Source organism: Vibrio sp. TRT 17S01 (assembly GCF_050113695.1).
In the GTDB taxonomy this organism is placed as follows: Bacteria; Pseudomonadota; Gammaproteobacteria; order Enterobacterales; family Vibrionaceae; genus Vibrio.
In genome coordinates this window covers 42,886-65,457 of sequence record NZ_JBNJOG010000013.1, presented here as the reverse complement: position 1 = coordinate 65,457, position 22,572 = coordinate 42,886, and the positions used below count along the sequence as shown (strand labels likewise).

Genomic DNA, 22,572 nt, shown 5'->3' with positions numbered 1-22,572 from the left:
ACAGTATGTTCACCCCTATATATTGGAATTTATCGACAGCGTGTTTGCTGACATGATTCAACCGCCGCTCAAATTGAGCGGCGTTTTTTTATCCTTAATTTCTATTTTTATTGCAACTCGTGATATTTTTATTCGTATAAATTCATATTTCTCCATTCAAAAATGCCTTCAATACGAGAAGTAAACTTCGACAGAGTACAAAAAAACATCATTTGATTTTTATTCGTTTTTTGATTGATTGTTTAATATTATCATGTGGTTATGTTGTTTTTACTTGCTGTTGTACACCTCTGTTGCCTACTTAATAATAACTATTGTTGATTTGGGTCAGATTTCTGTCTGGAATTTGTTATTTGATAACTTTATAATCCACGGCCAATCGATTACGCAACCGTTTACTTTTACCGTTATAGGATTCGAACATGCTCGAAAGGCTATTTAAACTAAGCGAAAATGGCACGAACGTGAGAACTGAGATCATCGCGGGTCTTACTACGTTCTTGACAATGGCTTACATCATTTTTGTTAACCCAGCAATTCTCGCTGATGCAGGAATGGATCGTGGTGCAGTATTTGTGGCCACTTGTTTAGCTGCGGCTATTGGCTGTTTCATTATGGGCTTTGTTGCCAATTACCCAATCGCGCAAGCACCGGGCATGGGGTTAAATGCATTCTTTACCTATGCGGTAGTGCTTGGCATGGGCTACACCTGGCAGGTTGCGTTAGCGGCGGTTTTTGTGTCGGGTGTTCTATTTATTTTCCTAAGCGTGTTCAAGATCCGTGAATGGATCATCAATTCGATTCCGATGTCGTTGCGAACAGGTATTTCAGCGGGTATCGGCCTTTTCCTTGCTTTCATTGGTTTGAAAAATGCAGGAATTGTCGTTGATAACCCAGCGACACTTGTTTCTATGGGCGCAATCACATCGCTGCCTGCCGTGCTTGCTTCAATTGGCTTTTTCTTGACGATTGCTCTGGTTCACCGTGGTGTGAAAGGCGCAGTGATGATTGCTATCTTGGCTGTGACAGGGCTGGGCTTAGTGTTTGGTGATGTACAGTGGGGTGGAGTAATGTCAGCGCCTCCAAGCATCGCACCTACGTTCCTTCAATTGGATTTCTCCGCTGTATTTGAAGTCGGCATGATCTCAGTGGTGTTTGCTTTCTTGTTTGTGGATTTATTTGATACAGCAGGCACGTTAGTTGGCGTTTCTCAAAAAGCAGGTTTAGTGGGTGAAGATGGCAAGATCCCTCGTTTAAATAAAGCGTTACTGGCAGACTCTACTGCAACATCGGTTGGTGCACTTTTGGGTACATCAAATACCACGTCATACATCGAAAGTGTGTCTGGTGTTGCTGCGGGTGGACGAACTGGCTTAACTGCGGTTGTGGTTGGCATTTTGTTCCTACTTGCACTGTTCTTCTCGCCATTAGCTGGTATGATTCCGGCGTATGCGACAGCAGGCGCGTTATTTTATGTTGCGATTCTGATGCTTTCTGGCTTAGTTAGTATCGATTGGCGTGACCTAACGGAAGCTGCACCTGTTGTGGTTACTTGTTTGTTGATGCCTCTGACGTTTTCTATCGCAGAAGGTATTTCGCTAGGCTTTATTGCTTATGCCGCAATCAAGTTGTTCAGTGGTAAAGGGCGAGAGGTTTCCATGAGTGTATGGGTGATGTCTGCTATCTTTATCATCAAATATATTGTCGCTTAAGAATTCAAAAGACTTGTAGGGGCCATTATAAAAGCGTCTACAAGTTTTCATTTTTATAAATTAGGTTATTGCAATGAGTAAGAAATTCATCATTACCTGGGATCAGATGCACTCTTTTTGTCGTGAACTCGCTGCGAAGCAAATGCCAGCCGAACAGTGGAAAGGCATTTGGGCAGTAAGCCGTGGAGGCTTAGTTCCTGGTGCTATTTTGGCTCGTGAACTGGGTATTCGCTATGTCGATACTATCTGTATTTCAAGCTACGACCATGATCATCAACGTGACATGAGTGTACTGAAGGCGCCTGAAGGAGATGGTGAAGGTTACTTGATTGTTGAAGATCTTGTAGATAGCGGTGATACCGCACGTAAACTTCGTGATTTATATCCTAAAGCGAAACTGATTGCGGTATGTGCAAAACCTTCTGGTGCTGAGTTGCTGGATGACTACGTTGTCGACATTGCTCAAGAAACTTGGATTGAGCAACCATGGGACATGGCAATCCAGTACATCGAGCCAATTAATCGTAAACAAAAATAATCATTAAGCAGATTATTGAAAATGACCCTTTCACGGGTCATTTTTTTTATTACTATGTAGAGTAAGTTCTCCAATTGGGCGTATTCATGTCTGAAGAAGTAAGTAAAAACCTCTCTGAAACTCTCTTTGTGAAGCACAAGCAAGCAAAAGAAACCTCCGCTTTAACTCGATATATGCCAACCAGTTTGGAGACGTTAGAGCAAAAACGTCAGTCAGAAGGCTATCGTTGGTATCGAAACTTAAGGCGTTTGCAGTGGGTATGGCAGGGAATTGAACCGATTGAACAAGAGAGTGTGCTGTCACGTATTGCTTCTTCAGATGGTTCGCGTACAGAAGACCAGTGGCTAGACACTGTGATGGGCTATCGCAGTGGCAACTGGGCTTATGAATGGACCAAATTAGGCATGCAGCATCAAAAGCGAGCGAATGATCTCGATGGTGATCAAGCGGCTGATGAGCTGTTTAGTGCATCGCTCTGTTTTAGTATTGCTGGTTACCCTCACTTAAAAAATGACAACCTTGCATTACAAGCACAGGTGCTGGCGAACAGTGCTTACAATGAAGCAGCGAAGAAAAGTCGCTTTATTATCAAGCAAATTGAAGTGCCTTATAAAAATAAGCGGATCATAGCTAACTTACACCTTTCTAAAACAGATAAACCTCAACCTGTGGTGATCGTCAGTGCCGGATTAGATAGCTTGCAAACTGACATGTGGCGATTGTTTCGCGATCACCTAGCTGAACGTGATATTGCAATGTTAACCGTGGATATGCCGTCGATTGGCCACAGCAATCACTGGTCTTTGAGTGAGAACTCATCGTGCCTACATCAAGCCGTCTTAGATTATTTACCGCAATTGCCATGGGTTGACCATTTCCGTGTCGGCCTGATTGGTTTCCGCTTTGGTGGCAATGCGATGGTGCGGTTATCGTTTGTTGAGCAAGAAAAAATCAAAGCGTGTGTGACATTGGGGGCGCCCATTCATGATGTTCTTTCTTCACCAGAAAAACTGAAAAAAATGCCTAAAATGTACTTGGATGTGTTGGCCTCTCGCTTAGGGAAAACCGCTGTCGATATTAATAGCTTAGCGTCACAAATGATGGCGTGGTCACTTAAGGTGCAAGGCTTTTTGACCAGTCGCAAGACAAAAGTGCCAATTTTAGCGCTGAGTTTGGAAGGCGATATGATTTCGCCACCATCGGATAATCAGCTAGTAGCACTTTTTAGTGAATACGGCAAGGCGAAGAAAATAAGTGCAAAAACAATTACTCAAGGATATGAGCAATCCCTCGATTTAGCCATAAAATGGTTAGAGGATGAGTTATTGAGATGACAAATCTCCTAATTTAGTTAAGAGTGATATTAGAGGTTAGTTAATAACCCGCTGATAAATAAAAATAATAGTCATTCTTAACATTGAATATGGAGAGTCAATATGTCTGAGATGACGGCAAAACCTACTCATTACCGCTTGCTGACGACGTTAAAAGCCATTGGTCCTTATCTTAGAGAGGGACAATGCAACGAGGAGCAATATTTGTTCGATTGTTTGTCGGTTTGTGTTGACGACAAGAAGTCACCTGAAGAACGAGAGTTCTGGGGCTGGTGGCTAGAATTGGTCAAAACGGATGAGGGGTTCGCTGCAAAATATTACACGGGACAGTACGATGTCTCTGGAAATTGGCAAGATCTAAAGATTCCAGCGAAAATCGTACCAGAAATAAATCGAACTCAAGAAGTATTTCATCAAAAGCTGGTTGATACTTTGCAAGAAAAATTTTCTTTAGACGTTAATTTACATGCAGAGTCAGCGGAATTTGTCTGATATTCCCCATTAATTCCCTTCCAACGATAAAAAGGTGCTTTTGAGCACCTTTTCTACTTGTGCATTATTCGTTTGATTGCTAAAACATCAGCTCTTATACGTAAATTCATTTTTTAGACATCATGACAATGAATCAACACAACGGAAAAGCTCAACAACCACAAACGGTGGTTGTAAAACTGGGAACCAGTGTGCTTACTGGTGGAACCTTGGCGCTGGACCGTGCTCACATGGTTGAGCTGGCGCGTCAATGTGCGGAACTAAAGAAACTTGGCCATGCAGTGGTCATGGTTTCCTCTGGTGCAATAGCTGCAGGCAGAGAGCACTTAGGCTACCCCGCACTCCCCAATTCGATGGCGAGTAAGCAATTACTTGCTGCAGTTGGTCAGAGCCAGTTGATTCAAACATGGGAGTCACTCTTTGCGATTTATGGCATCAAAATTGGTCAAATGTTGCTAACACGTGCTGATTTGGATGACCGTGAGCGTTTCCTTAATGCGCGCGATACCATCAATGCTCTGGTTGAAAACGACATTATTCCAGTGGTAAATGAGAACGATGCAGTAGCGACCAGCGAAATTAAAGTCGGCGATAATGATAATTTGTCTGCTTTAGTCGGTATTTTATGCGGCGCAGATAAGCTGCTACTGCTGACTGACCAAAAAGGTTTATTTACTGCTGACCCGCGCAAAGACCCAAATGCCGAGCTGATTAAAGAAGTTAAGACCATTGACGATACCCTGCGCAAAATTGCAGGTGGTAGTGGTACCACGCTAGGTACGGGTGGTATGGCAACTAAGCTACAAGCGGCAGATATTGCACGCCGAGCGGGCATTGAGGTCATCATTGCAGCGGGTAGCGCACCAAATGTAGTGTTTGATTCACTTGGTGATAATCCTCAAGGAACGCGTTTCTTACCATGTGAAGAAGCGTTAGAAAACCGCAAGCGTTGGATTCTAGCAGGACCAGCCGCTTCAGGTGACATTGTGATTGATGATGGCGCAGTCAACGCTGTGGTGGGTAAGGGTAGTAGCCTACTTGCGAAAGGCCTCACCAAAGTGAGCGGAGAGTTTGCTCGCGGCGACGTTGTACGCGTGACCGACACACAAGGCAAGTTGATTGCACGTGGTATCGCCAGTTACTCAAGCCAAGATATGGCAAAAATTGTCGGCAAACACAGTAAAGATATAATTGGAATTTTAGGTTACGACTACGGCAATGAAGTATTGCACCGTGACGATATGGTCGTAATTCAGGAATAAGGAAAGAAAAGTGGAATTGATTTCTATGGGTATCGCTGCCAAAGAGGCGGCTTTCCAACTGGCAACAGCATCAACAGCGCAAAAAAACCAAGCCTTGGCAATTATTGCTGATGAACTTGAAGCCAATGCTGATGCGATTTTAGCGGCAAATGCGAAAGATATCGAACAAGGTCGTAATGCAGGCCTAACAGAAGCGCTGCTTGATCGTTTGTTGTTAAACCCAGAGCGTTTAACAGGGATTGCTAACGACGTACGTAATGTGATTAGTCTAAATGATCCTGTAGGTAGTGAACTAGACAGTAAAGTGCTTGAAAACGGTATGTCGTTGTCACGCCGTCGTGTACCACTTGGTGTGGTTGGTGTAATTTATGAAGCTCGCCCTAACGTAACGATTGATATTGCCGCATTATGCTTAAAAACGGGTAACGCAAGTATCCTACGTGGTGGTAAAGAGACGTTTTTCTCCAATATGGAATTGGTCAAAGTGATTCAGTCTGCACTGGCGAAAGCGGCGTTGCCTGCGGCATCAGTCCAGTACATCGAAAAGCCAGATCGTGAACTGGTTTCTCAGCTACTGAAGTTGGATGAGTACGTGGATATGATCATTCCACGTGGTGGTGCTGGCCTGCACAAAATGTGTAAAGAAAACAGTACGATTCCTGTGATCATTGGTGGCTTTGGCATTAGCCATATCTTTGTTGATGAAAGTGCTAACCTAGAAAAGTCATTGGATGTGGTTGAAAACTCAAAAGTACAACGTCCGTCGGCATGTAACTCATTAGATACGCTGTTGGTTCACGAAAAAGTAGCGGCGGAGTTCTTACCTATGCTAGCAGAACGTTTGGCGGACAAGGTTACGCTTGTTGCTGAGCCAAAAGCGAAAGCACTGCTTAACAATGTAAAAGAGCTTCGTGACGCAGGTGAAGGAGACTTTGATACCGAATGGCTAAGCTACACGCTAGGCGTTAAAGTGGTTGCTGACGTTCATGAAGCCGTTGATCACATGCGTGTTCATAACGCCAGTCACTCAGATGCAATTATGACTAACAGCCTAGAAAACTCAGAAGTGTTTATTAACTCCGTTGGTTCTGCGGCGGTCTATGTGAATGCTTCGACGCGTTTCACTGATGGTGCGCAGTTTGGTCTTGGTGCGGAAGTGGCTGTATCTACTCAGAAACTTCATGCTCGCGGTCCAATGGGCTTGGAAGAGCTGACCAGCTACAAATGGGTAGGTAAGGCAAATTACTTGCCGCGTAGTTAACAAAACTTGCGAAACTTAGTTTGAAAGGGGGCTTAATGCCTCCTTTTGCGTTTCTTAGCGTAGGTAATTCCGTTACACTAGCGGCTACGTGAGATGGAGGTGATATGCATTGTCCTTTTTGTTCTGAGAACGACACTAAAGTGATCGATTCTCGCTTGGTGGCCGATGGTCATCAGGTACGCCGCCGCCGGCAATGTCTGGCATGCAGCGAACGATTTACCACTTTTGAAACCGCTGAACTCGTGATGCCTCGCGTCATTAAATCTAACGGCAATCGCGAACCCTTTAATGAAGATAAAATGGTTGGTGGCATGCAACGTGCGTTAGAAAAGCGCCCTGTCAGTGCTGACTCTGTGGAGCTAGCCATCAGCATGATTAAGTCACAGTTGCGTGCAACTGGTGAACGAGAAGTATCCAGTGACATGATTGGTAATCTCGTGATGGATCAGTTGAAAGAGTTGGATAAGGTTGCCTACATCCGCTTTGCCTCTGTATACCGTAGCTTCGAAGATATTCGTGAGTTTGGCGAAGAGATCGCTAAGCTGGAAGATTAAGCTGGATTGATGATGACAACATTCAGCAAGTTTGATCACCAAATGATGTCGCGTGCTATTTCACTCGCTAAAGGCGGCATCTACACAACTGCCCCTAACCCCAATGTAGGATGTGTGTTAGTGAAAAACGGAGCCATCATCGGTGAAGGATTTCACTATCGTGCTGGTGAACCCCATGCAGAAGTTCATGCATTACGCATGGCCGGAGAGAAAGCAGAAGGTGCGACAGCCTATGTCACACTTGAACCGTGTTCTCATTACGGAAGAACGCCGCCATGCGCAGAAGGGTTGATTAAGGCGAAGGTAGCGAAAGTCATTTGTGCCATGCAAGACCCTAACCCACAAGTTGCAGGGCGAGGTATTCAAATGCTTCGTGATGCGGGTATTGATGTGGCTGTTGGATTGCTAGAGCCGGATGCTGAAGCCTTAAACCCTGCTTTCATTAAACGAATGAAAACGGGCATGCCTTACGTTCAGCTCAAGATGGCAGCAAGCCTTGATGGACAGACCGCACTGTCAAATGGTCGAAGCAAGTGGATCACCTCTTCCCATGCACGCCAAGATGTTCAGGCATTTCGTGCTCAAGCTGGTTCAATCTTATCAACCAGCAAAACCGTCATCGAAGACAATGCTTCACTCAATGTGCGTTGGGATGACCTACCTCCATCGATTCAACAACAAATTCCTCAAGCGCAACTGCGTCAGCCGACTCGAATCATTCTCGATAGAACTAATCAACTATCAACGTATCCAACGCTAAAATTTCATCAAGCTGAAGGGACTCAACTGGTACTAAGCGAGCATGGTGAGATACCTTGCACCATTGATGAAGACGGTAGTATTGATTTAGAAAAGGCGATGTTTACGCTGGCACAACAACATAATATCAACCATATTTGGGTCGAAGCTGGAGCCACGTTAGCGAGTAGCTTGCTTAAAGCCAATTTAGTCGATGAAATTGTGTTATACCAAGCCCCTAAACTCATGGGGAGTGATGGTCGTGGGTTATTTGGCGCATTCGGCTTACAGGCCATGAATGAAGTATTAGATCTCACGTTGCTCGATGTTCGCCAGATAGGCCAAGATATTCGCATCATTGCCAAACCAACGAAGAAAGAAAATTAAATGTTTACTGGAATTGTAGAAGCAGTTGGTACGCTGACTGCAATCACTCCGAAAGGAGAAGATATTACCGTAACCGTGGAAGTGGGTAAGCTGGATATGTCTGACGTTAACTTGGGTGACAGTATTGCGACCAATGGTGTATGCCTGACAGTTATTGAGTTTAACAGCCACAGTTACAGTGCTGATCTATCACTTGAAACCCTAAATAAAACTGGTTTTACCCACTATCAGGTTGGTGACAAAGTGAACCTAGAAAAAGCAATGTTACCCACCACACGTTTTGGTGGGCATATTGTTTCTGGGCATGTTGATGGCGTCGGTGAAATCGTCGAGCGCCAGCAAGTAGGTCGTGCAATCGAGTTTTGGGTTTCAATGCCTGAAGAGCTGACTAAGTACATTGCTGAAAAAGGCTCAATCACGGTTGATGGTATTAGCTTGACGGTAAACGCACTACGCAAAGATGCATTTAAATTGACCATAGTGCCTCACACCTCTTTAGAAACCACCATTGACAGTTTCCATGTTGGGCGCAAAGTCAATTTGGAAGTGGATGTGCTGGCGCGATATATGGAGCGCTTACTGACTGCAAACCAAGCATCGACACAGCCTGAATCTAAGATCACAATGGAATTCTTACAACAAAATGGTTTTGCCTAAGCAAACCCAATTACCTTGCAATTAGCAGCTAAAATCATAGGAACTACAGCATGCCAATTAGTACGCCACAAGAAATTATTGAAGATATCCGCTTAGGCAAAATGGTTATCCTTATGGATGATGAAGATCGTGAAAATGAAGGCGATCTAATCATGGCCGCAGAGCATATTACCCCAGAAGCCATTAATTTCATGGCAACTCATGGCCGCGGTTTGATTTGTTTGACCATGACAAAAGAACGTTGTGAGCGCTTGGGTTTGCCGCCGATGGTACAAGACAATAATGCGCAGTATACGACAAACTTTACGGTTTCTATTGAAGCTGCTGAAGGTGTAACAACCGGTATCTCGGCAGCGGATCGCTCTCGCACGGTTCAGGCGGCGGTGGCAAAAGATGCTAAAGCAGCTGACTTAGTTCAGCCTGGCCATATTTTCCCTCTTGCGGCGCAAGAAGGCGGGGTATTAACACGTGCAGGTCATACCGAAGCAGGTTGTGATTTAGCTCGTTTAGCTAGCCTTGAACCATCCGGTGTTATTGTCGAAATCTTAAATGATGATGGCACTATGGCTCGTCGTCCAGACCTCGAAATCTTTGCCGAAAAGCATGGACTGAAACTGGGTACCATTGCGGATCTGATCGAATATCGTAACAACACGGAAACCACCATTGAGCGTGTTGCTGAATGTAAGCTACCAACTGAGTTTGGTGAGTTTAATTTGGTGACGTACCGTGACACCATCGATAATCAAGTCCATTATGCGCTTCAGAAAGGCGATCTAAAGGATACAGCACCGTTAGTACGCGTTCACTTACAAGATACATTCACTGATTTATTGCGCAGTGACCGTAATGCAGAACGTAGCTGGACACTCGAAAAAGCGATGAAACGCATCGGCTCTGAGGGTGGTGTGTTGGTGATTCTTGGTAATGAAGAGTCAACCGAACTGTTGATTCATCGTGTGAAGATGTTCGAAGCACAAGATAAAGATGAAGCGCCAACGCTAGCGAAGAAGCAAGGTACATCACGTCGTGTAGGGGTCGGTTCACAAATTCTAGCAGACCTTGGTGTACATGATATGCGTTTATTGTCATCGACGAATAAGCGTTACCATGCTTTAGGTGGTTTTGGCCTTAATGTGGTCGAATACGTATGTGAGTAACTGCTCACCATCGTGAAAAATGTAAGAACGTGAATGAGGAAAGTCATTCACGTTTTTTTATGCTTATTGTTTACTATCGCGTGTTGTTTTTGACTTGGCTTAAGTTTGCTACAGATTGCAGACGAAAATTCCTAGCAGCCCGTACTTTTTTCACTAGAATATGCCTTTTATGATTGGCCATAAACGTGTCTATTGTTGACTGTGGTTAATCGAAGTATCAGACAATCCAATGGAGCTCGTATTGTATGCAAGACAAAACGATTTTTGATCCGCAATTGTGGGACGCCGTCGAAGGTTTCGATTTTGAAGACATCACTTATCACCGTGCTAAAGATCAGGGAACCGTCCGAATTGCAATTAACCGCCCGGATTGTTTGAATGCATTTCGCCCCAAAACGGTGGATGAATTATTTACGGCACTGGATCATGCGCGTCAATGGTCAGATGTTGGTTGTGTATTGTTAACGGGCAACGGACCATCGAAAAAGGGACAGTGGTCTTTCTCATCAGGTGGTGACCAACGCATTCGTGGTAAAGATGGTTATAAATACGAAGGCGAAGAAGCTGGTAAAGCTGACGTTGCTCGAATGGGGCGTCTTCATATCCTTGAAGTGCAACGTATGATCCGTTTTATGCCAAAGGTTGTGATTGCGGTTGTACCTGGATGGGCCGTTGGTGGTGGTCATAGTTTGCATGTTGTTTGTGATTTGACTCTCGCTTCTAAAGAGCATGCGGTGTTTAAACAAACCGATCCCGATGTGGCTTCATTTGATTCTGGCTATGGTTCTGCTTATCTAGCAAAAATGATTGGTCAGAAACGAGCTCGTGAGATTTTCTTCTGTGGTTTTGATTACAGTGCGCAAGAAGCTTATGAAATGGGCATGGTGAACAAAGTGGTTGATCACTTTGAGCTAGAGCAAGAGGCGTTGCGCTGGGCGAAAGAGATCAACAGTAAGTCACCGACTGCGATGCGTATGCTCAAATATGGTTTTAACTTGCCAGACGACGGATTAGTGGGGCAGCAACTATTTGCAGGAGAAGCAACTCGCTTGGCTTACGGTACTGAAGAAGCGCAAGAAGGAAGAGATGCCTTTTTAGAGAAGCGCGATCAAGATTTCAGTCGCTTCCCATGGCACTATTAATATCGCTTAAATGCTATTCAGTAAACGGAGCCTTGAACGGCTCCGTTTTTGTTTTTTAAGCCGACTTATTCTCGCTCGAAAAATCCATTTTTAGCATCAAGCCACGGCAAATATCATTAGATATTGCTCACAAAACTGTGCTAGAATCCGGCGATTCTCACTTGATGAATATAGTTAAAGGAAGGCTTATGAAAGTGATCGAGGGCGGCTTCCCTGCGCCAAATGCAAAAATTGCTATCGTTATTTCTCGTTTCAACAGTTTTATTAACGAAAGTTTGCTATCTGGTGCGATCGATACACTAAAACGTCACGGCCAAGTTAGTGAAGAGAATATTACCGTTGTTCGTTGTCCTGGTGCAGTCGAGCTACCATTGGTTGCTCAACGTGTTGCAAAAACAGGTAAATACGATGCGATCGTATCTCTTGGCACAGTTATTCGTGGCGGTACACCACACTTCGACTATGTTTGCAGTGAATGTAATAAAGGTTTGGCGCAAGTGTCTCTGGAATACAGTCTTCCAGTCGCATTTGGCGTATTGACCGTTGATACTATTGATCAAGCTATCGAGCGTGCAGGAACCAAGGCTGGTAATAAAGGTGCAGAGGCTGCACTGAGCGCGCTTGAGATGATTAACGTTCTTTCAGAAATCGATTCCTAATGGGGGCCAGTGTGAAACCAGCCGCACGTCGTAATGCACGTCGATTTGCTTTACAAGCAATCTACTCATGGCAAATTACTAAAGAAAATGTTGCCACAATTGAAGAGCAGTTCTTATCTGGTGGTAAGTATGATGAAGAAGAGCATCATGCATCAGAGCCTGCTTTGTCAGCTCCTGACACAGACGTTGCATACTTCCGTGACCTATTAACAGGTGTTGTGCTAAGTCACACAGAGTTAGATTGCAAGATCCGCCCTTACACATCTCGTCCAATGCAAGATCTGGATATGATGGAACTGGCACTACTTCGTCTTGCTATGTATGAAATGACTCGTCGTGAAGACGTACCATACAAAGTGGTAATTAACGAAGCTATCGAGCTAGCAAAAGTGTTTGCAGCTGAAGATAGCCATAAGTTCGTTAATGGTGTGCTGGACAAAGCCGCACCACACGTTCGTAAGAAATAATCGCGATTCAGCGAATAAAAGGTCAGCTAATGCTGGCCTTTTTTGTTCGTTACTCTGACCAAGGTAGGTAATAAGTTGGCTGGTGAATTTAATTTGATCGAGAAGTATTTTGTTGCTCGGCAACAAAATCGCGCTGATGTCATTTTAGCGGCAGGAGATGATTGTGCGATCGTGTCAGTTGCGCAAGGCCAACATGTCGCGATTAGCACAGATACATTGGTTGCAGGAACTCATTTCCTCGCTGATGCTGATCCCGCAATGGTTGCCCATAAAGCTCTGGCGTCGAATATTAGTGACTTAGCGGCAATGGGAGCCACGCCTGCATGGGTTTCTTTCGCGCTAACCATGCCAGAAGTCGACGAAGCATGGCTTAAGCCTTTTTGCGATTCATTTTTTGCATTGGCTGATCAATTTAATATCCAGTTAGTTGGTGGTGATACCACCAAAGGGCCATTAAGTCTGACACTTACGGTTCAAGGCCTCATACCTAGCGGTCAGTCATTGCGTCGAGACACTGCAAAAGTAGGTGACAGAATTTACGTTACGGGTGATCTTGGTGATAGCAAGGCTGGCTTAGATGTTATTTTAGACCCGTCTTTATCGACTCGTCCTTTTGCACAGCAACTTATGAGGCGGCACTACCTTTCTACTCCTCAAATTGCATTGGGGGAAGCCTTACGTGGCATTGCTAGCGCAGCGATTGATATCTCAGATGGCTTGATTTCCGATCTGCAACATATTTTGCGTTGCTCAGGCTTGGGCGCACGGGTGGATATCGATACACTGCCGTTTTCTCAAGAGCTGTGTGAGTTTATTGGTAGCAGAGAAGGGGCTCAACGCTATGCATTGACCAGCGGTGAAGAGTACGAACTGTGCTTTACCGTGCCAGATAGCAAACGTGAGGAGTTTGAGCAGGTTATCTCCACTCATGCTGTGAAGGTGTCTTGCATTGGCCAAACATGCCATGGTAGCGATATAGAACTTCATCAAAATAGCTTAGCGTTAGATTGGCAGTTAAGCGGGTATGATCATTTTAAGGTAGGTTTATGACCAATCCTCTTTCTCTTATTTCATTGAAAAACCCATGGCATTTATTGGCTACCGGGTTTGGTAGTGGTTTATCGCCAGTGATCCCGGGAACGATGGGAACCTTAGCGGCGATTCCGTTTTATTTGTTGTTGGTGCAACTGCCACTACCTTTGTATCTAGCGGTCGTTTTGATCTCATGCATTATTGGGGTGAAGATCTGTCAGATCACCTCTGATGATATGGGGGTACATGATCATGGCTCTATTGTATGGGATGAATTTGCCGGTTTTTGGATCACCATGCTGGTGGTTCCGTTATTCCAGCTTTCTGCAACAGATTGGAAATGGTTGGTGACCGGTTTCGTGCTATTCCGTTTTTTTGATATGGTGAAGCCATGGCCTATTGGCTGGTTAGATAAGCGTGTTCATGGCGGCTTAGGTATCATGCTGGACGATATTGTAGCAGGTATCATGGCGGGCGTAGCACTGTACCTTGTTGGACTTTATGCTGGTTGGTTAGCATAAGATGGTACATTGATGTTAGCTGGCGAGTGAATATTTTAAAGGGTTGTCATAGTGGCAACCCTTTTTCATCTCATGTCTATTTTAATTTATCGAGATCTGCTTCTATTTCAGCAATTTTACTCGAAACCACTTTTTCTAAGTGGCGTAAGTCGGTCAAGATCTTTTGTTTTACATCGACTTCGGCCAACTTTTCTGGTTTGGTAATTTTATTTAGCTCATCAATCACTAAGGTTAGGTTGCGATTGATTTCAGTCACCTCTTTATACTGATGGCTACCACTATCTACCAGCACATTTTTAACCTGCCTTGGGTATTTAAACTTCACGCTTTTCGCAAACAGTTCTCCCTTTTGTTTACGAAAATAGATTTTTAAAACATCCTTATGCGCTTCTTGACGAAGTGAATAGCGCTCAATCTGTTTAGGTTCATGAATGCCTAAACCAGTGAGGTGTGGAAACATAGGCTACCTCTGTTAGTTTGATGTTATTAACATAACTAATGTAGCAGCCTATTTTTGTGTCAGATAGTCGATTATTCGAACAGTTAGCTAACTTGTGGACGAGATCGCGCTAGTTGGGAGCTAACTCAGCGACATTGTCGATAAGTTGCTGTCTTAACAGAGTTTGTTCTTCATCAGACAGTTTTCCACCTTCAGCACTAGTGATGATAAATAAATCTTCAGCGCGTTCTCCAATTGTGGTGATTTTAGCCGCATGAAGACTGATACCCAGATCCGCAAATGTTGCTCCAACTGTGGCTAGTAACCCTGGAGTATCGAGAGCCACAAATTCGAGTAAGGTTCGTTTTTTACTTTTTGTCGGAAGGAAATCAACCCGAGTTTTAACGGTAAAGTGTTGTAAGTTCCTTGGTACGCGGCGAGTGCGGATCTTCGTGGGTCGTCCATCTTCTAAAACGTGCAGTAAGTGCTTTATGACAGCTTTATGGCGGCTTTCTTCGATCGCTTCGCTGTTTTGATCCAATACCATAAATGTATCAAGGACATAACCGTCTTTACTTGTCATGACTTGCGCATCATGAACGTTAAAATTGCGTCGGTCGAGCTCTGCCACCACAGTGGCAAATAATGCGTGCTGATCTTTGCTATAAACAAAGACTTCAGTGCCGCCACGAGTGGCTTTTTTGCTGACTAAAATGAGTGGTTTTTCTGGTGCATCATGTCGTAGTAAGTGACTACAGTGCCAAGCGATTTGCTTATGAGTGTGGCGCAGGAAGTAGTCGGCTTTAAAGCGTTGCCATAACACTTCAATTTCTCTAGCAGTAAAGCCTTCTTTTCTTAGTATGGCAGAAGCCAGCTGTTGGTTGTGGCGGATGCGATCTCGGACGTCAACAGGGTTTTCCAACCCGCGACGCAGTGCTCGCTGAGTCGAATAAAACAGTTCGGCCAATAATGTTCGCTTCCAACTGTTCCATAACTCTGGATTGGTAGCACAAATATCTGCAACGGTTAGACATACTAAGTATTCTAGGTACTCTTCATCACGGACCTGTTTTGCAAATTCAGTGATCACTTCAGGATCGTAAATGTCACGACGCTGCGCAGTGACGGACATCAATAAGTGATTGCGCACCAGCCAAGTCACCAGTTTAGCTTCGGGCTTGGATAAGCCATGTTCGATGCAAAACTGGTATGCCTCTTCAGCACCAATTTCTGAGTGATCGCCACCACGTCCTTTACCTATATCATGGAAAATTGCAGCGAGGATCAGGAGTTCTTTTTTCTGAATTCTAGGATAGACTTCGCAGCAAATAGGGTGCTTATCGTGATTCTTGGCGTAGCTAAAGATGTTGATGTGCTTGAGTAAACGAATACTGTGTTCGTCCACGGTATAAACATGAAACAGGTCGAATTGCATTTGGCCAACAATTTGGCTCCATTGGGGTAAGTAGGCAGAGAGCACCCCAAGCTTGTGCATTAGGCTAAAAGCTTTGTGCAATGCATTCGGGTGACGGCATAAGGTCATAAATTTCTCTCTTGCCGCTGGAATGGTATGCAGGAACTTATTCAATCGTCTTCGAGCTGTTCTTAATTGACGCAGTGTTGGCGGTGAAACACCTTCGATGCTTGAGTCATTGGCAATATGAATAAACATGTCGAGAATGGTTTCTGGGCGCGCTTGAAAAAGGGCAGGCTTACGCGCTTCTATCAAATGACCACGTCGCTGGAAGTCATCACTGAGTATTTCTAACTGACATTCCACACCATTATTCAAGATCGCTTGATCAAAAATCTTGAGTAGCATTTTATTGAGCTCAGCTACACGACGTAGCGTGCGATAGAACTCTTTCATCATCATTTCAACACCACGGTTACCTTCTCCGGTAAAACCAAGATGTTCAGCCACCTGTGCTTGATGGGCAAAAGTTAAGCGGTTGTCGTAGCGCCTCAGTTCGATATGCAAAGCAAAACGTACACGCCAAAGAAAGTCTTGGCATTCTACCAGCTCTCGGTATTCCGCATCAGTCAGAAAGCCATATCGGCTCATTTCGAACAGTGATGTGGCGCCGAAGTGACGACGAGCAACCCAGCTTAAGGTATGGATATCGCGTAATCCTCCGGGGGTCGATTTGATGTCGGGCTCTAGATTATAGGTAGTGTCGTGATAGCGAGCGTGACGTGCTTTTTGTTCATCCAGTTTGGCCTTATAGAAGACTTCACTTGGCCAAAATGATTCAGAGTGGATCACCAACTGTAGTTGATGAAATGTTTCTTCACAGCCGCACAGTAAACGAGACTCTTGCAGGTTGGTTGCCACGGTTAGATCTTGGCGACCAATATCGGCACACTCTTCAACGGTTCTAACGGCATGGCCGATTTCAAGCCGTAGATCCCACAGTAGGGTAATAAATTCACTGACTTTCTCAGCAAGTCCTTCGGGAAGGCGTTTGCGTGAGACAACAAGAATATCGATGTCGGAAAGTGGATGCAGCTCGCCGCGTCCATATCCGCCCACTGCCACTAAGCTGATATTGGGTAAGGCATCAAACCCATAATGGCACCATAGCCGATTGAGCAGCATATCGATGTATTCAGCTCGTCCTAAGACCAAATCAGTTACTGGATGATGGTTTAAGAACTCTTGTTTTTGATAAAGGGCAAACTGATCAAGCTGAGTTTTGATTTCAGCAACGGTCAGCTGCTGTTCAGAGAAGGTAAGGGGAGATTGGTATGGCATATACTGCGATCCATGCAAGATGATTCCATATAATGGAATCCACTCTAGCAAATTCAGGCGGATAAAAAAATATCCCTGCCGAAGCAGGGATATTGAAATTTATGCGTTGTTCATGTGGCGAGGAATGGTGTCATCACTGCGTAGTGTTAACACTTCACAACCATTACTGGTCACTAAAATTGTGTGTTCGTATTGCGCTGATTTCTTACCGTCGCCTGTGTAAACTGTCCAGTCATCTTCAGCATCAACAGTCACCCCAAATTTGCCTGCATTGATCATCGGTTCGATGGTAAAGCACATGCCTTCCTTCAATACACGGCGATCGTTGTTTTTGTAGTGAACAATTTGTGGCTCCTCGTGGAACTCATTACCAATACCGTGACCACAAAAATCTTTTACAATTGAGAACTTATTGCGTGGGTTCTTTTTGTTGTTGTCTTTGATGTATTTTTCAATAGCTGTACCAATATCACCAACGGTTGCTCCCGGTTTTACTTTGCGCATGCCAACATAAAGGGCTTCTTGAGTTACCATGCAAAGACGTTTGTCAGCGGGTGATACATCGCCAACGAAGAACATTTTAGAAGTGTCACCGTGGTAACCTTCTGGACGAACACTTAGGTCTGCACCTTCTTCATTTGGAATGATAACAGTGATGTCTACGTTAATGATGTCGCCATTTTTTAATACGGCTGGTTTTGGTTGACCATTACTGCCCACTTCATCTTCAGAAGCTGGAATGCCATGGCAAACAATGTGGTTGATAGAAGTACAGATTGATTTAGGGAAACCATGGTAATCAAGAGGTGCTGAGTATGCGCCTTTTTCAATCCCGTAATCGTGACAGAGCTGGTTTAGTTCATCTGTCGTCACACCTTCTTTAATGTGTGGTTCGATCATTTCTAGGATTTCAGCGGCCAACGCGCCCGCAATACGCATACGTTCGATTTCTTGAGCAGTTTTGATCTTGATTGACATTGGTTTTCTCTACTAACAGGTTGCGCCGAGTTCTGCGCGAATTGCGCGCATTCTAACAGGAAGAGATGAGAATGTGTATTGGTCTTGTTTTTACAAAGGCTACTGCATGCCTCGAATCTCGGGTTGATTGATCGTCAACAGGATTTTTTTCTAGCCAATTAGCACCGAAATATGGTATAAAGCGCGCCGGAATCGTGGTCTATACTCTTCAAACTTGGCGAGGTAGATGCACCTTCCATTAACCAATTATCTTTAAATCACACACATTCCGACACATATTCCGGGGTGCTGGGCAGAAGCCTAGTCGGAATCATGGGGGATGTGGAGGCCTAACCCCATAGAGGATTATAAAATGGCAACTGTATCAATGCGCGATATGCTAAAAGCTGGTGTTCACTTCGGTCACCAGACTCGTTACTGGAACCCAAAAATGAAACCATTCATCTTTGGTGCTCGTAACAAAGTTCATATCATCAACCTAGAAAAAACTGTACCAATGTTCAACGAAGCTCTAGCTGAGCTTGCTAAAGTTGGCGAGAAAAAAGGTAAAGTTCTTTTCGTTGGTACTAAGCGCGCTGCATCTGAAGCTGTTAAAGAAGCTGCTATCGCAAGCAACCAGTACTACGTTAACAACCGCTGGTTGGGCGGCATGCTAACGAACTACAAAACTGTTCGTCAGTCAATCAAGCGTCTGAAAGATCTTGAAGCTCAAGCTCAAGACGGTACTTTCGATAAACTAACTAAGAAAGAAGCTCTAATGCGTACTCGCGAAATGGAGAAGCTAGAGAAATCTCTTGGTGGTATCAAAGATATGGGCGGCCTACCAGACGCTCTATTCGTAATCGACGCTGATCACGAGCACATCGCAGTTAAAGAAGCAAACAACCTAGGTATCCCAGTTTACGCTGTGGTAGATACTAACTCTAACCCAGACGGCGTTGACTACATCATCCCAGGTAACGACGATGCAATCCGTGCGGTACAGCTTTACCTAAACGCTGCTGCTGCTTCGGTAACAGAAGGTCGTAACAAAGACGTTGCTGTAGCTGCTGAAAAAGACGGTTTCGTAGAAGCTGAATAATAGCGGCTCCGCGTCATTCTTGGTTTATATGGCATCAATTTGTCACATAGACCAAGATATAGTTAGCATCAGGGGCCGATAACGTAGGCCCCTGATTTTTACCAAATCCAGAATCAACTGAGGAATAGAGAATGGCTGTAACTGCTGCTCTAGTTAAAGAACTGCGCGAACGTACTGGCGCAGGCATGATGGAATGTAAGAAAGCGCTTGTTGAAACTAACGGCGACATCGAACTAGCAATCGAAAACATGCGTAAATCAGGCGCTGCTAAAGCTGCTAAGAAAGCAGGTAACGTAGCTGCTGAAGGCGCAATCATCATCAAAGAAGAAAATGGCGTTGCTGTTCTTCTTGAAGTTAACTGCCAAACTGACTTCGTTGCTAAAGATGCTAACTTCACTGCATTTGCTGAAGAAGTTGCAGCTGACGCTCTAGCGTCTAAAGCAACAGCTGAAGAGCTACAAGCGAAATTCGAAGAAACTCGCGTTGCTCTAGTTGCTAAGATCGGTGAAAACATCAACATCCGTCGTGTTCAATACGTTGAAGGTACAGCAATCGCTTCTTACCGTCACGGTGAGAAAATCGGTGTAGTTGTTGCTGGTGAAGGTGACGCTGAAACACTTAAGCACGTAGCTATGCACGTAGCTGCTTCTCGTCCTGAGTTCGTTAACCCAGAAGACGTACCTGCTGACGTAGTAGAAAAAGAGAAAGCGGTTCAAGTTGAGATCGCAATGAACGAAGGCAAGCCAGCTGAAATCGCAGAGAAGATGGTTGTTGGCCGCATGAAGAAGTTCACTGGCGAAATCTCTCTAACTGGTCAGCCTTTCGTTATGGAACCTAAGAAATCTGTAGGTGAAATCCTGAAAGAGCGTGGCGCTTCTGTTTCTGCATTCGTTCGTCTAGAAGTTGGCGAAGGTATCGAGAAGAAAGAAGAAATGAGCTTCGCTGAAGAAGTTGCACTAGCTCAAAAAGGTTAATCCTTAGAGAAGTGTTTTTGAAGAGACCGTGGCCTTGGCTACGGTCTTTTCATGAGTATCGCGGCTAATCGTGATGAATAAAGGGTTATTTACTTTTTTCTCAAAATGAATGCAGCCTTATGCATTACAATTTGAGCCTTTATTCATGACTGTTAATCAACAAACTCTTTCTGGAAGGTAAACTCCATGACTACGAACCCTAAACCAGCGTATCAACGAATTCTATTAAAACTGAGTGGTGAAGCACTTCAAGGTGAAGAAGGTTTTGGTATCGATCCTGCAATTTTGGATCGTATGGCTCAAGAAGTTAAAGAACTGGTTGAACTGGGTGTTCAGGTAGGTGTTGTAATTGGTGGTGGTAACCTTTTCCGTGGTGCAGGTCTAGCTGAAGCTGGCATGAACCGCGTAGTGGGTGATCACATGGGTATGCTTGCGACAGTGATGAACGGTTTGGCAATGCGTGATGCACTGCACCGTGCATACGTAAATGCTCGCGTAATGTCTGCAATTCCTCTAAAAGGTGTGTGTGACGATTACAACTGGGCAGATGCGATCCGTGAACTTCGTCAAGGTCGTGTAGTGATTTTCTCAGCAGGTACGGGTAACCCATTTTTCACAACGGACTCTGCTGCTTGCCTACGTGGTATCGAGATTGAAGCGGACGTAGTTCTAAAAGCAACAAAAGTAGATGGTGTATTTACTGCTGATCCGGTGGCAAACCCTGACGCAGAGCTGTATGATAAGCTTGCTTACAACGAAGTTCTTGATAAAGAACTGAAAGTGATGGATTTGGCAGCATTTACACTGGCTCGTGACCATAAAATGCCAATCCGTGTATTCAACATGAACAAACCAGGTGCACTACGTCGCGTGGTTATGGGTGAAGCTGAAGGCACGCTAATCAGCAACGCTGAATAATAGATAACACCATGACAATATTTTTATTGTCATGGTGTTGCCTTTTCAAAACACCCTATTAGGCTTTCATTTAGAAAGAATTACACATTAAGGTGATATTGTGATTAACGAAATCAAACAAGACGCTCAGGAGCGTATGGACAAAAGCGTTGAAGCGCTGAAAAATACCCTTTCTAAAGTTCGCACTGGACGTGCGCACCCAAGCCTTCTTTCCGGTCTCAGCGTAGAGTATTACGGTGCTCCAACCCCGTTAAACCAGGTTGCAAACGTTGTGGCTGAAGACGCTCGTACATTAGCGATCACTGTGTTTGATAAAGAGCTTGCTCCAAAAGTTGAAAAAGCGATCATGATGTCAGACCTAGGTCTGAACCCAATGTCTGCTGGTACTGTGATTCGAGTACCACTTCCACCACTGACAGAAGAACGTCGTAAAGACTTAGTTAAAATCGTTCGTGGTGAAGCAGAAGGTGGCCGTGTGGCTATCCGTAATATTCGTCGTGACGCAAATAATGATCTAAAAGCGCTTTTGAAAGATAAAGAAATCTCTGAAGATGAAGATCGTAAAGCACAAGACGAAATCCAAAAAATTACTGATGCAGCTGTAAAAAATGTAGATGAAGTCCTTGCTGCAAAAGAAAAAGAGCTAATGGAAGTATAATTCCTGCTCATACTCTTCATATAAAAAACGCTGTGCTCGCAGCACAGCGTTTTTTTATGCTAATCTTTGTCACCTGCTGATATTCACTATTCTCTTTATGCAAAACTCACAACTCTCTCCTGATTCTTTACCTCAACATATTGCAATTATCATGGACGGAAATGGCCGTTGGGCGAAAGCTCAGGGTAAACCTCGTGTGTTTGGTCATAAAAATGGAGTTGCGGCGGTTCGAAAAACGATTTCTACGGCAGCAAAGCTAGGGATCAAAGCGGTGACGTTATTCGCTTTTAGTAGTGAAAACTGGCGTCGACCTGAAGACGAAGTGGGAGTTCTGATGGAGTTGTTCATCAGTGTACTTTCTACCGAAGTAAAAAAACTGCATAAGAATAACCTACGCCTTCGAGTAATAGGTGACACTAATCGGTTCAATGAACGTTTGCGTAGCAAAATTGCTCAGGCAGAAGCATTAACAGAAAACAACACAGGTATGGTGATCAACATCGCCGCAAATTATGGCGGTAAGTGGGATATCACTCAAGCAACACAAAAAATTGCGGCTAAGGTCAAGCTAGGTGAAATTCGAGTTGATGAAATTTCTGAAGAGTTGATTACGCAGCAACTAACGATGTCTGATTTACCTGAAGTTGATTTGATGATTCGAACCAGTGGTGAATGTCGAATCAGTAACTTCATGCTTTGGCAAATGGCTTATGCCGAAATGTACTTTACGCCTATCTATTGGCCAGAGTTTGATGAAGATAGCTTAATTGAAGCAGTGACTTGGTTTGTTAATCGTGAAAGACGATTTGGTTGTACCGGTGAACAAATCAAGGCATTGATAGAAAATCAATAA

23 protein-coding genes are annotated in these 22,572 nt (G+C 44.3%); 20 read left to right on the top strand and 3 right to left on the bottom strand.

Annotated elements, in window-relative coordinates; genetic code table 11:
- Positions 1-422: 422 nt before the first annotated feature.
- From ACQEXS_RS17625 to pgpA, 15 genes are all read left to right on the top strand, one after another.
- Complete coding sequence (locus ACQEXS_RS17625) at positions 423-1,712, top strand: NCS2 family permease (RefSeq protein WP_427014705.1); 1,290 nt, start codon at positions 423-425, stop codon at positions 1,710-1,712.
- Between the two features lie 73 nt (positions 1,713-1,785).
- Complete coding sequence (gene tet(34) / locus ACQEXS_RS17620; protein WP_367988325.1) at positions 1,786-2,250, top strand: oxytetracycline resistance phosphoribosyltransferase domain-containing protein Tet(34); 465 nt, start codon at positions 1,786-1,788, stop codon at positions 2,248-2,250.
- Between the two features lie 86 nt (positions 2,251-2,336).
- Positions 2,337-3,584 (top strand): esterase FrsA, encoded by a 1,248-nt coding sequence (gene frsA, locus ACQEXS_RS17615; protein WP_367988326.1) that lies wholly within the window; start codon positions 2,337-2,339, stop codon positions 3,582-3,584.
- A gap of 102 nt (positions 3,585-3,686) precedes the next feature.
- On the top strand, positions 3,687-4,076 hold the full coding sequence (crl, locus tag ACQEXS_RS17610) for a sigma factor-binding protein Crl (protein ID WP_367988327.1): 390 nt from the start codon (positions 3,687-3,689) through the stop codon (positions 4,074-4,076).
- Positions 4,077-4,198: 122 nt separating this feature from the next.
- Positions 4,199-5,338 (top strand): glutamate 5-kinase, encoded by a 1,140-nt coding sequence (gene proB, locus ACQEXS_RS17605; RefSeq protein ID WP_427014704.1) that lies wholly within the window; start codon positions 4,199-4,201, stop codon positions 5,336-5,338.
- Positions 5,339-5,348: 10 nt separating this feature from the next.
- Entirely contained in the window at positions 5,349-6,599 is a 1,251-nt protein-coding gene (locus tag ACQEXS_RS17600; RefSeq protein WP_427014703.1) for a glutamate-5-semialdehyde dehydrogenase, read from the top strand.
- A 104-nt stretch (positions 6,600-6,703) separates the two neighbouring features.
- On the top strand, positions 6,704-7,153 hold the full coding sequence (nrdR, locus tag ACQEXS_RS17595) for a transcriptional regulator NrdR (RefSeq protein ID WP_367988330.1): 450 nt from the start codon (positions 6,704-6,706) through the stop codon (positions 7,151-7,153).
- A 12-nt stretch (positions 7,154-7,165) separates the two neighbouring features.
- The gene (gene ribD / locus ACQEXS_RS17590; RefSeq protein ID WP_427014702.1) at positions 7,166-8,278 is read left to right on the top strand and encodes a bifunctional diaminohydroxyphosphoribosylaminopyrimidine deaminase/5-amino-6-(5-phosphoribosylamino)uracil reductase RibD; all 1,113 of its coding nucleotides are present in this window, start codon (positions 7,166-7,168) and stop codon (positions 8,276-8,278) included.
- Entirely contained in the window at positions 8,279-8,935 is a 657-nt protein-coding gene (locus ACQEXS_RS17585) for a riboflavin synthase (RefSeq protein ID WP_427014701.1), read from the top strand. It abuts the gene before it with no gap.
- 50 nt (positions 8,936-8,985) lie between these two features.
- A complete protein-coding gene (ribBA, locus tag ACQEXS_RS17580; RefSeq protein ID WP_427014700.1) occupies positions 8,986-10,095 on the top strand; it encodes a bifunctional 3,4-dihydroxy-2-butanone-4-phosphate synthase/GTP cyclohydrolase II in 1,110 nt (369 codons plus the stop codon).
- 245 nt (positions 10,096-10,340) lie between these two features.
- A complete protein-coding gene (locus ACQEXS_RS17575; RefSeq protein WP_427011606.1) occupies positions 10,341-11,237 on the top strand; it encodes a 1,4-dihydroxy-2-naphthoyl-CoA synthase in 897 nt (298 codons plus the stop codon).
- A 188-nt stretch (positions 11,238-11,425) separates the two neighbouring features.
- On the top strand, positions 11,426-11,896 hold the full coding sequence (ribH, locus tag ACQEXS_RS17570) for a 6,7-dimethyl-8-ribityllumazine synthase (protein WP_193288390.1): 471 nt from the start codon (positions 11,426-11,428) through the stop codon (positions 11,894-11,896).
- Positions 11,896-12,363, top strand: coding sequence for a transcription antitermination factor NusB (nusB, locus tag ACQEXS_RS17565; protein ID WP_367988334.1), 468 nt, complete (start codon positions 11,896-11,898; stop codon positions 12,361-12,363). Before ribH ends, nusB begins: the two co-directional genes overlap by 1 nt.
- A 75-nt stretch (positions 12,364-12,438) precedes the next feature.
- The gene (gene thiL, locus ACQEXS_RS17560) at positions 12,439-13,413 is read left to right on the top strand and encodes a thiamine-phosphate kinase (RefSeq protein ID WP_427014699.1); all 975 of its coding nucleotides are present in this window, start codon (positions 12,439-12,441) and stop codon (positions 13,411-13,413) included.
- Entirely contained in the window at positions 13,410-13,916 is a 507-nt protein-coding gene (gene pgpA / locus ACQEXS_RS17555; RefSeq protein WP_427014698.1) for a phosphatidylglycerophosphatase A, read from the top strand. The genes thiL and pgpA overlap by 4 nt, the downstream gene beginning before the upstream one ends.
- 76 nt (positions 13,917-13,992) lie before the next feature.
- On the opposite strand, the gene ACQEXS_RS17550 is transcribed toward pgpA, so the two are convergent.
- The 3 genes from ACQEXS_RS17550 to map form a co-directional block, all read right to left on the bottom strand.
- Positions 13,993-14,376, bottom strand: coding sequence for a DUF3461 family protein (locus ACQEXS_RS17550; protein WP_427011608.1), 384 nt, complete (start codon positions 14,374-14,376; stop codon positions 13,993-13,995).
- A gap of 109 nt (positions 14,377-14,485) precedes the next feature.
- On the bottom strand, positions 14,486-17,110 hold the full coding sequence (glnD, locus tag ACQEXS_RS17545) for a bifunctional uridylyltransferase/uridylyl-removing protein GlnD (protein WP_427014697.1): 2,625 nt from the start codon (positions 17,108-17,110) through the stop codon (positions 14,486-14,488).
- A gap of 99 nt (positions 17,111-17,209) precedes the next feature.
- Positions 17,210-18,088 carry a type I methionyl aminopeptidase gene (gene map, locus ACQEXS_RS17540; RefSeq protein ID WP_427014696.1) on the bottom strand — a complete coding sequence of 293 codons (879 nt, stop codon included), beginning with the start codon at positions 18,086-18,088 and terminating at the stop codon, positions 17,210-17,212.
- 352 nt (positions 18,089-18,440) lie between these two features.
- Here map and rpsB point away from each other — a divergent pair, with 352 nt between their 5' ends.
- From rpsB to ACQEXS_RS17515, 5 genes are all read left to right on the top strand, one after another.
- Complete coding sequence (gene rpsB, locus ACQEXS_RS17535) at positions 18,441-19,169, top strand: 30S ribosomal protein S2 (protein ID WP_367988340.1); 729 nt, start codon at positions 18,441-18,443, stop codon at positions 19,167-19,169.
- Between the two features lie 131 nt (positions 19,170-19,300).
- Positions 19,301-20,143, top strand: a complete 843-nt coding sequence (gene tsf, locus ACQEXS_RS17530) for a translation elongation factor Ts (RefSeq protein ID WP_367988341.1) — start codon at positions 19,301-19,303, stop codon at positions 20,141-20,143.
- A 186-nt stretch (positions 20,144-20,329) separates the two neighbouring features.
- A complete protein-coding gene (pyrH, locus tag ACQEXS_RS17525; protein WP_367988342.1) occupies positions 20,330-21,061 on the top strand; it encodes a UMP kinase in 732 nt (243 codons plus the stop codon).
- Positions 21,062-21,161: 100 nt separating this feature from the next.
- The gene (gene frr, locus ACQEXS_RS17520; RefSeq protein WP_367988343.1) at positions 21,162-21,719 is read left to right on the top strand and encodes a ribosome recycling factor; all 558 of its coding nucleotides are present in this window, start codon (positions 21,162-21,164) and stop codon (positions 21,717-21,719) included.
- 97 nt (positions 21,720-21,816) lie between these two features.
- Complete coding sequence (locus ACQEXS_RS17515) at positions 21,817-22,572, top strand: isoprenyl transferase (protein ID WP_367988344.1); 756 nt, start codon at positions 21,817-21,819, stop codon at positions 22,570-22,572.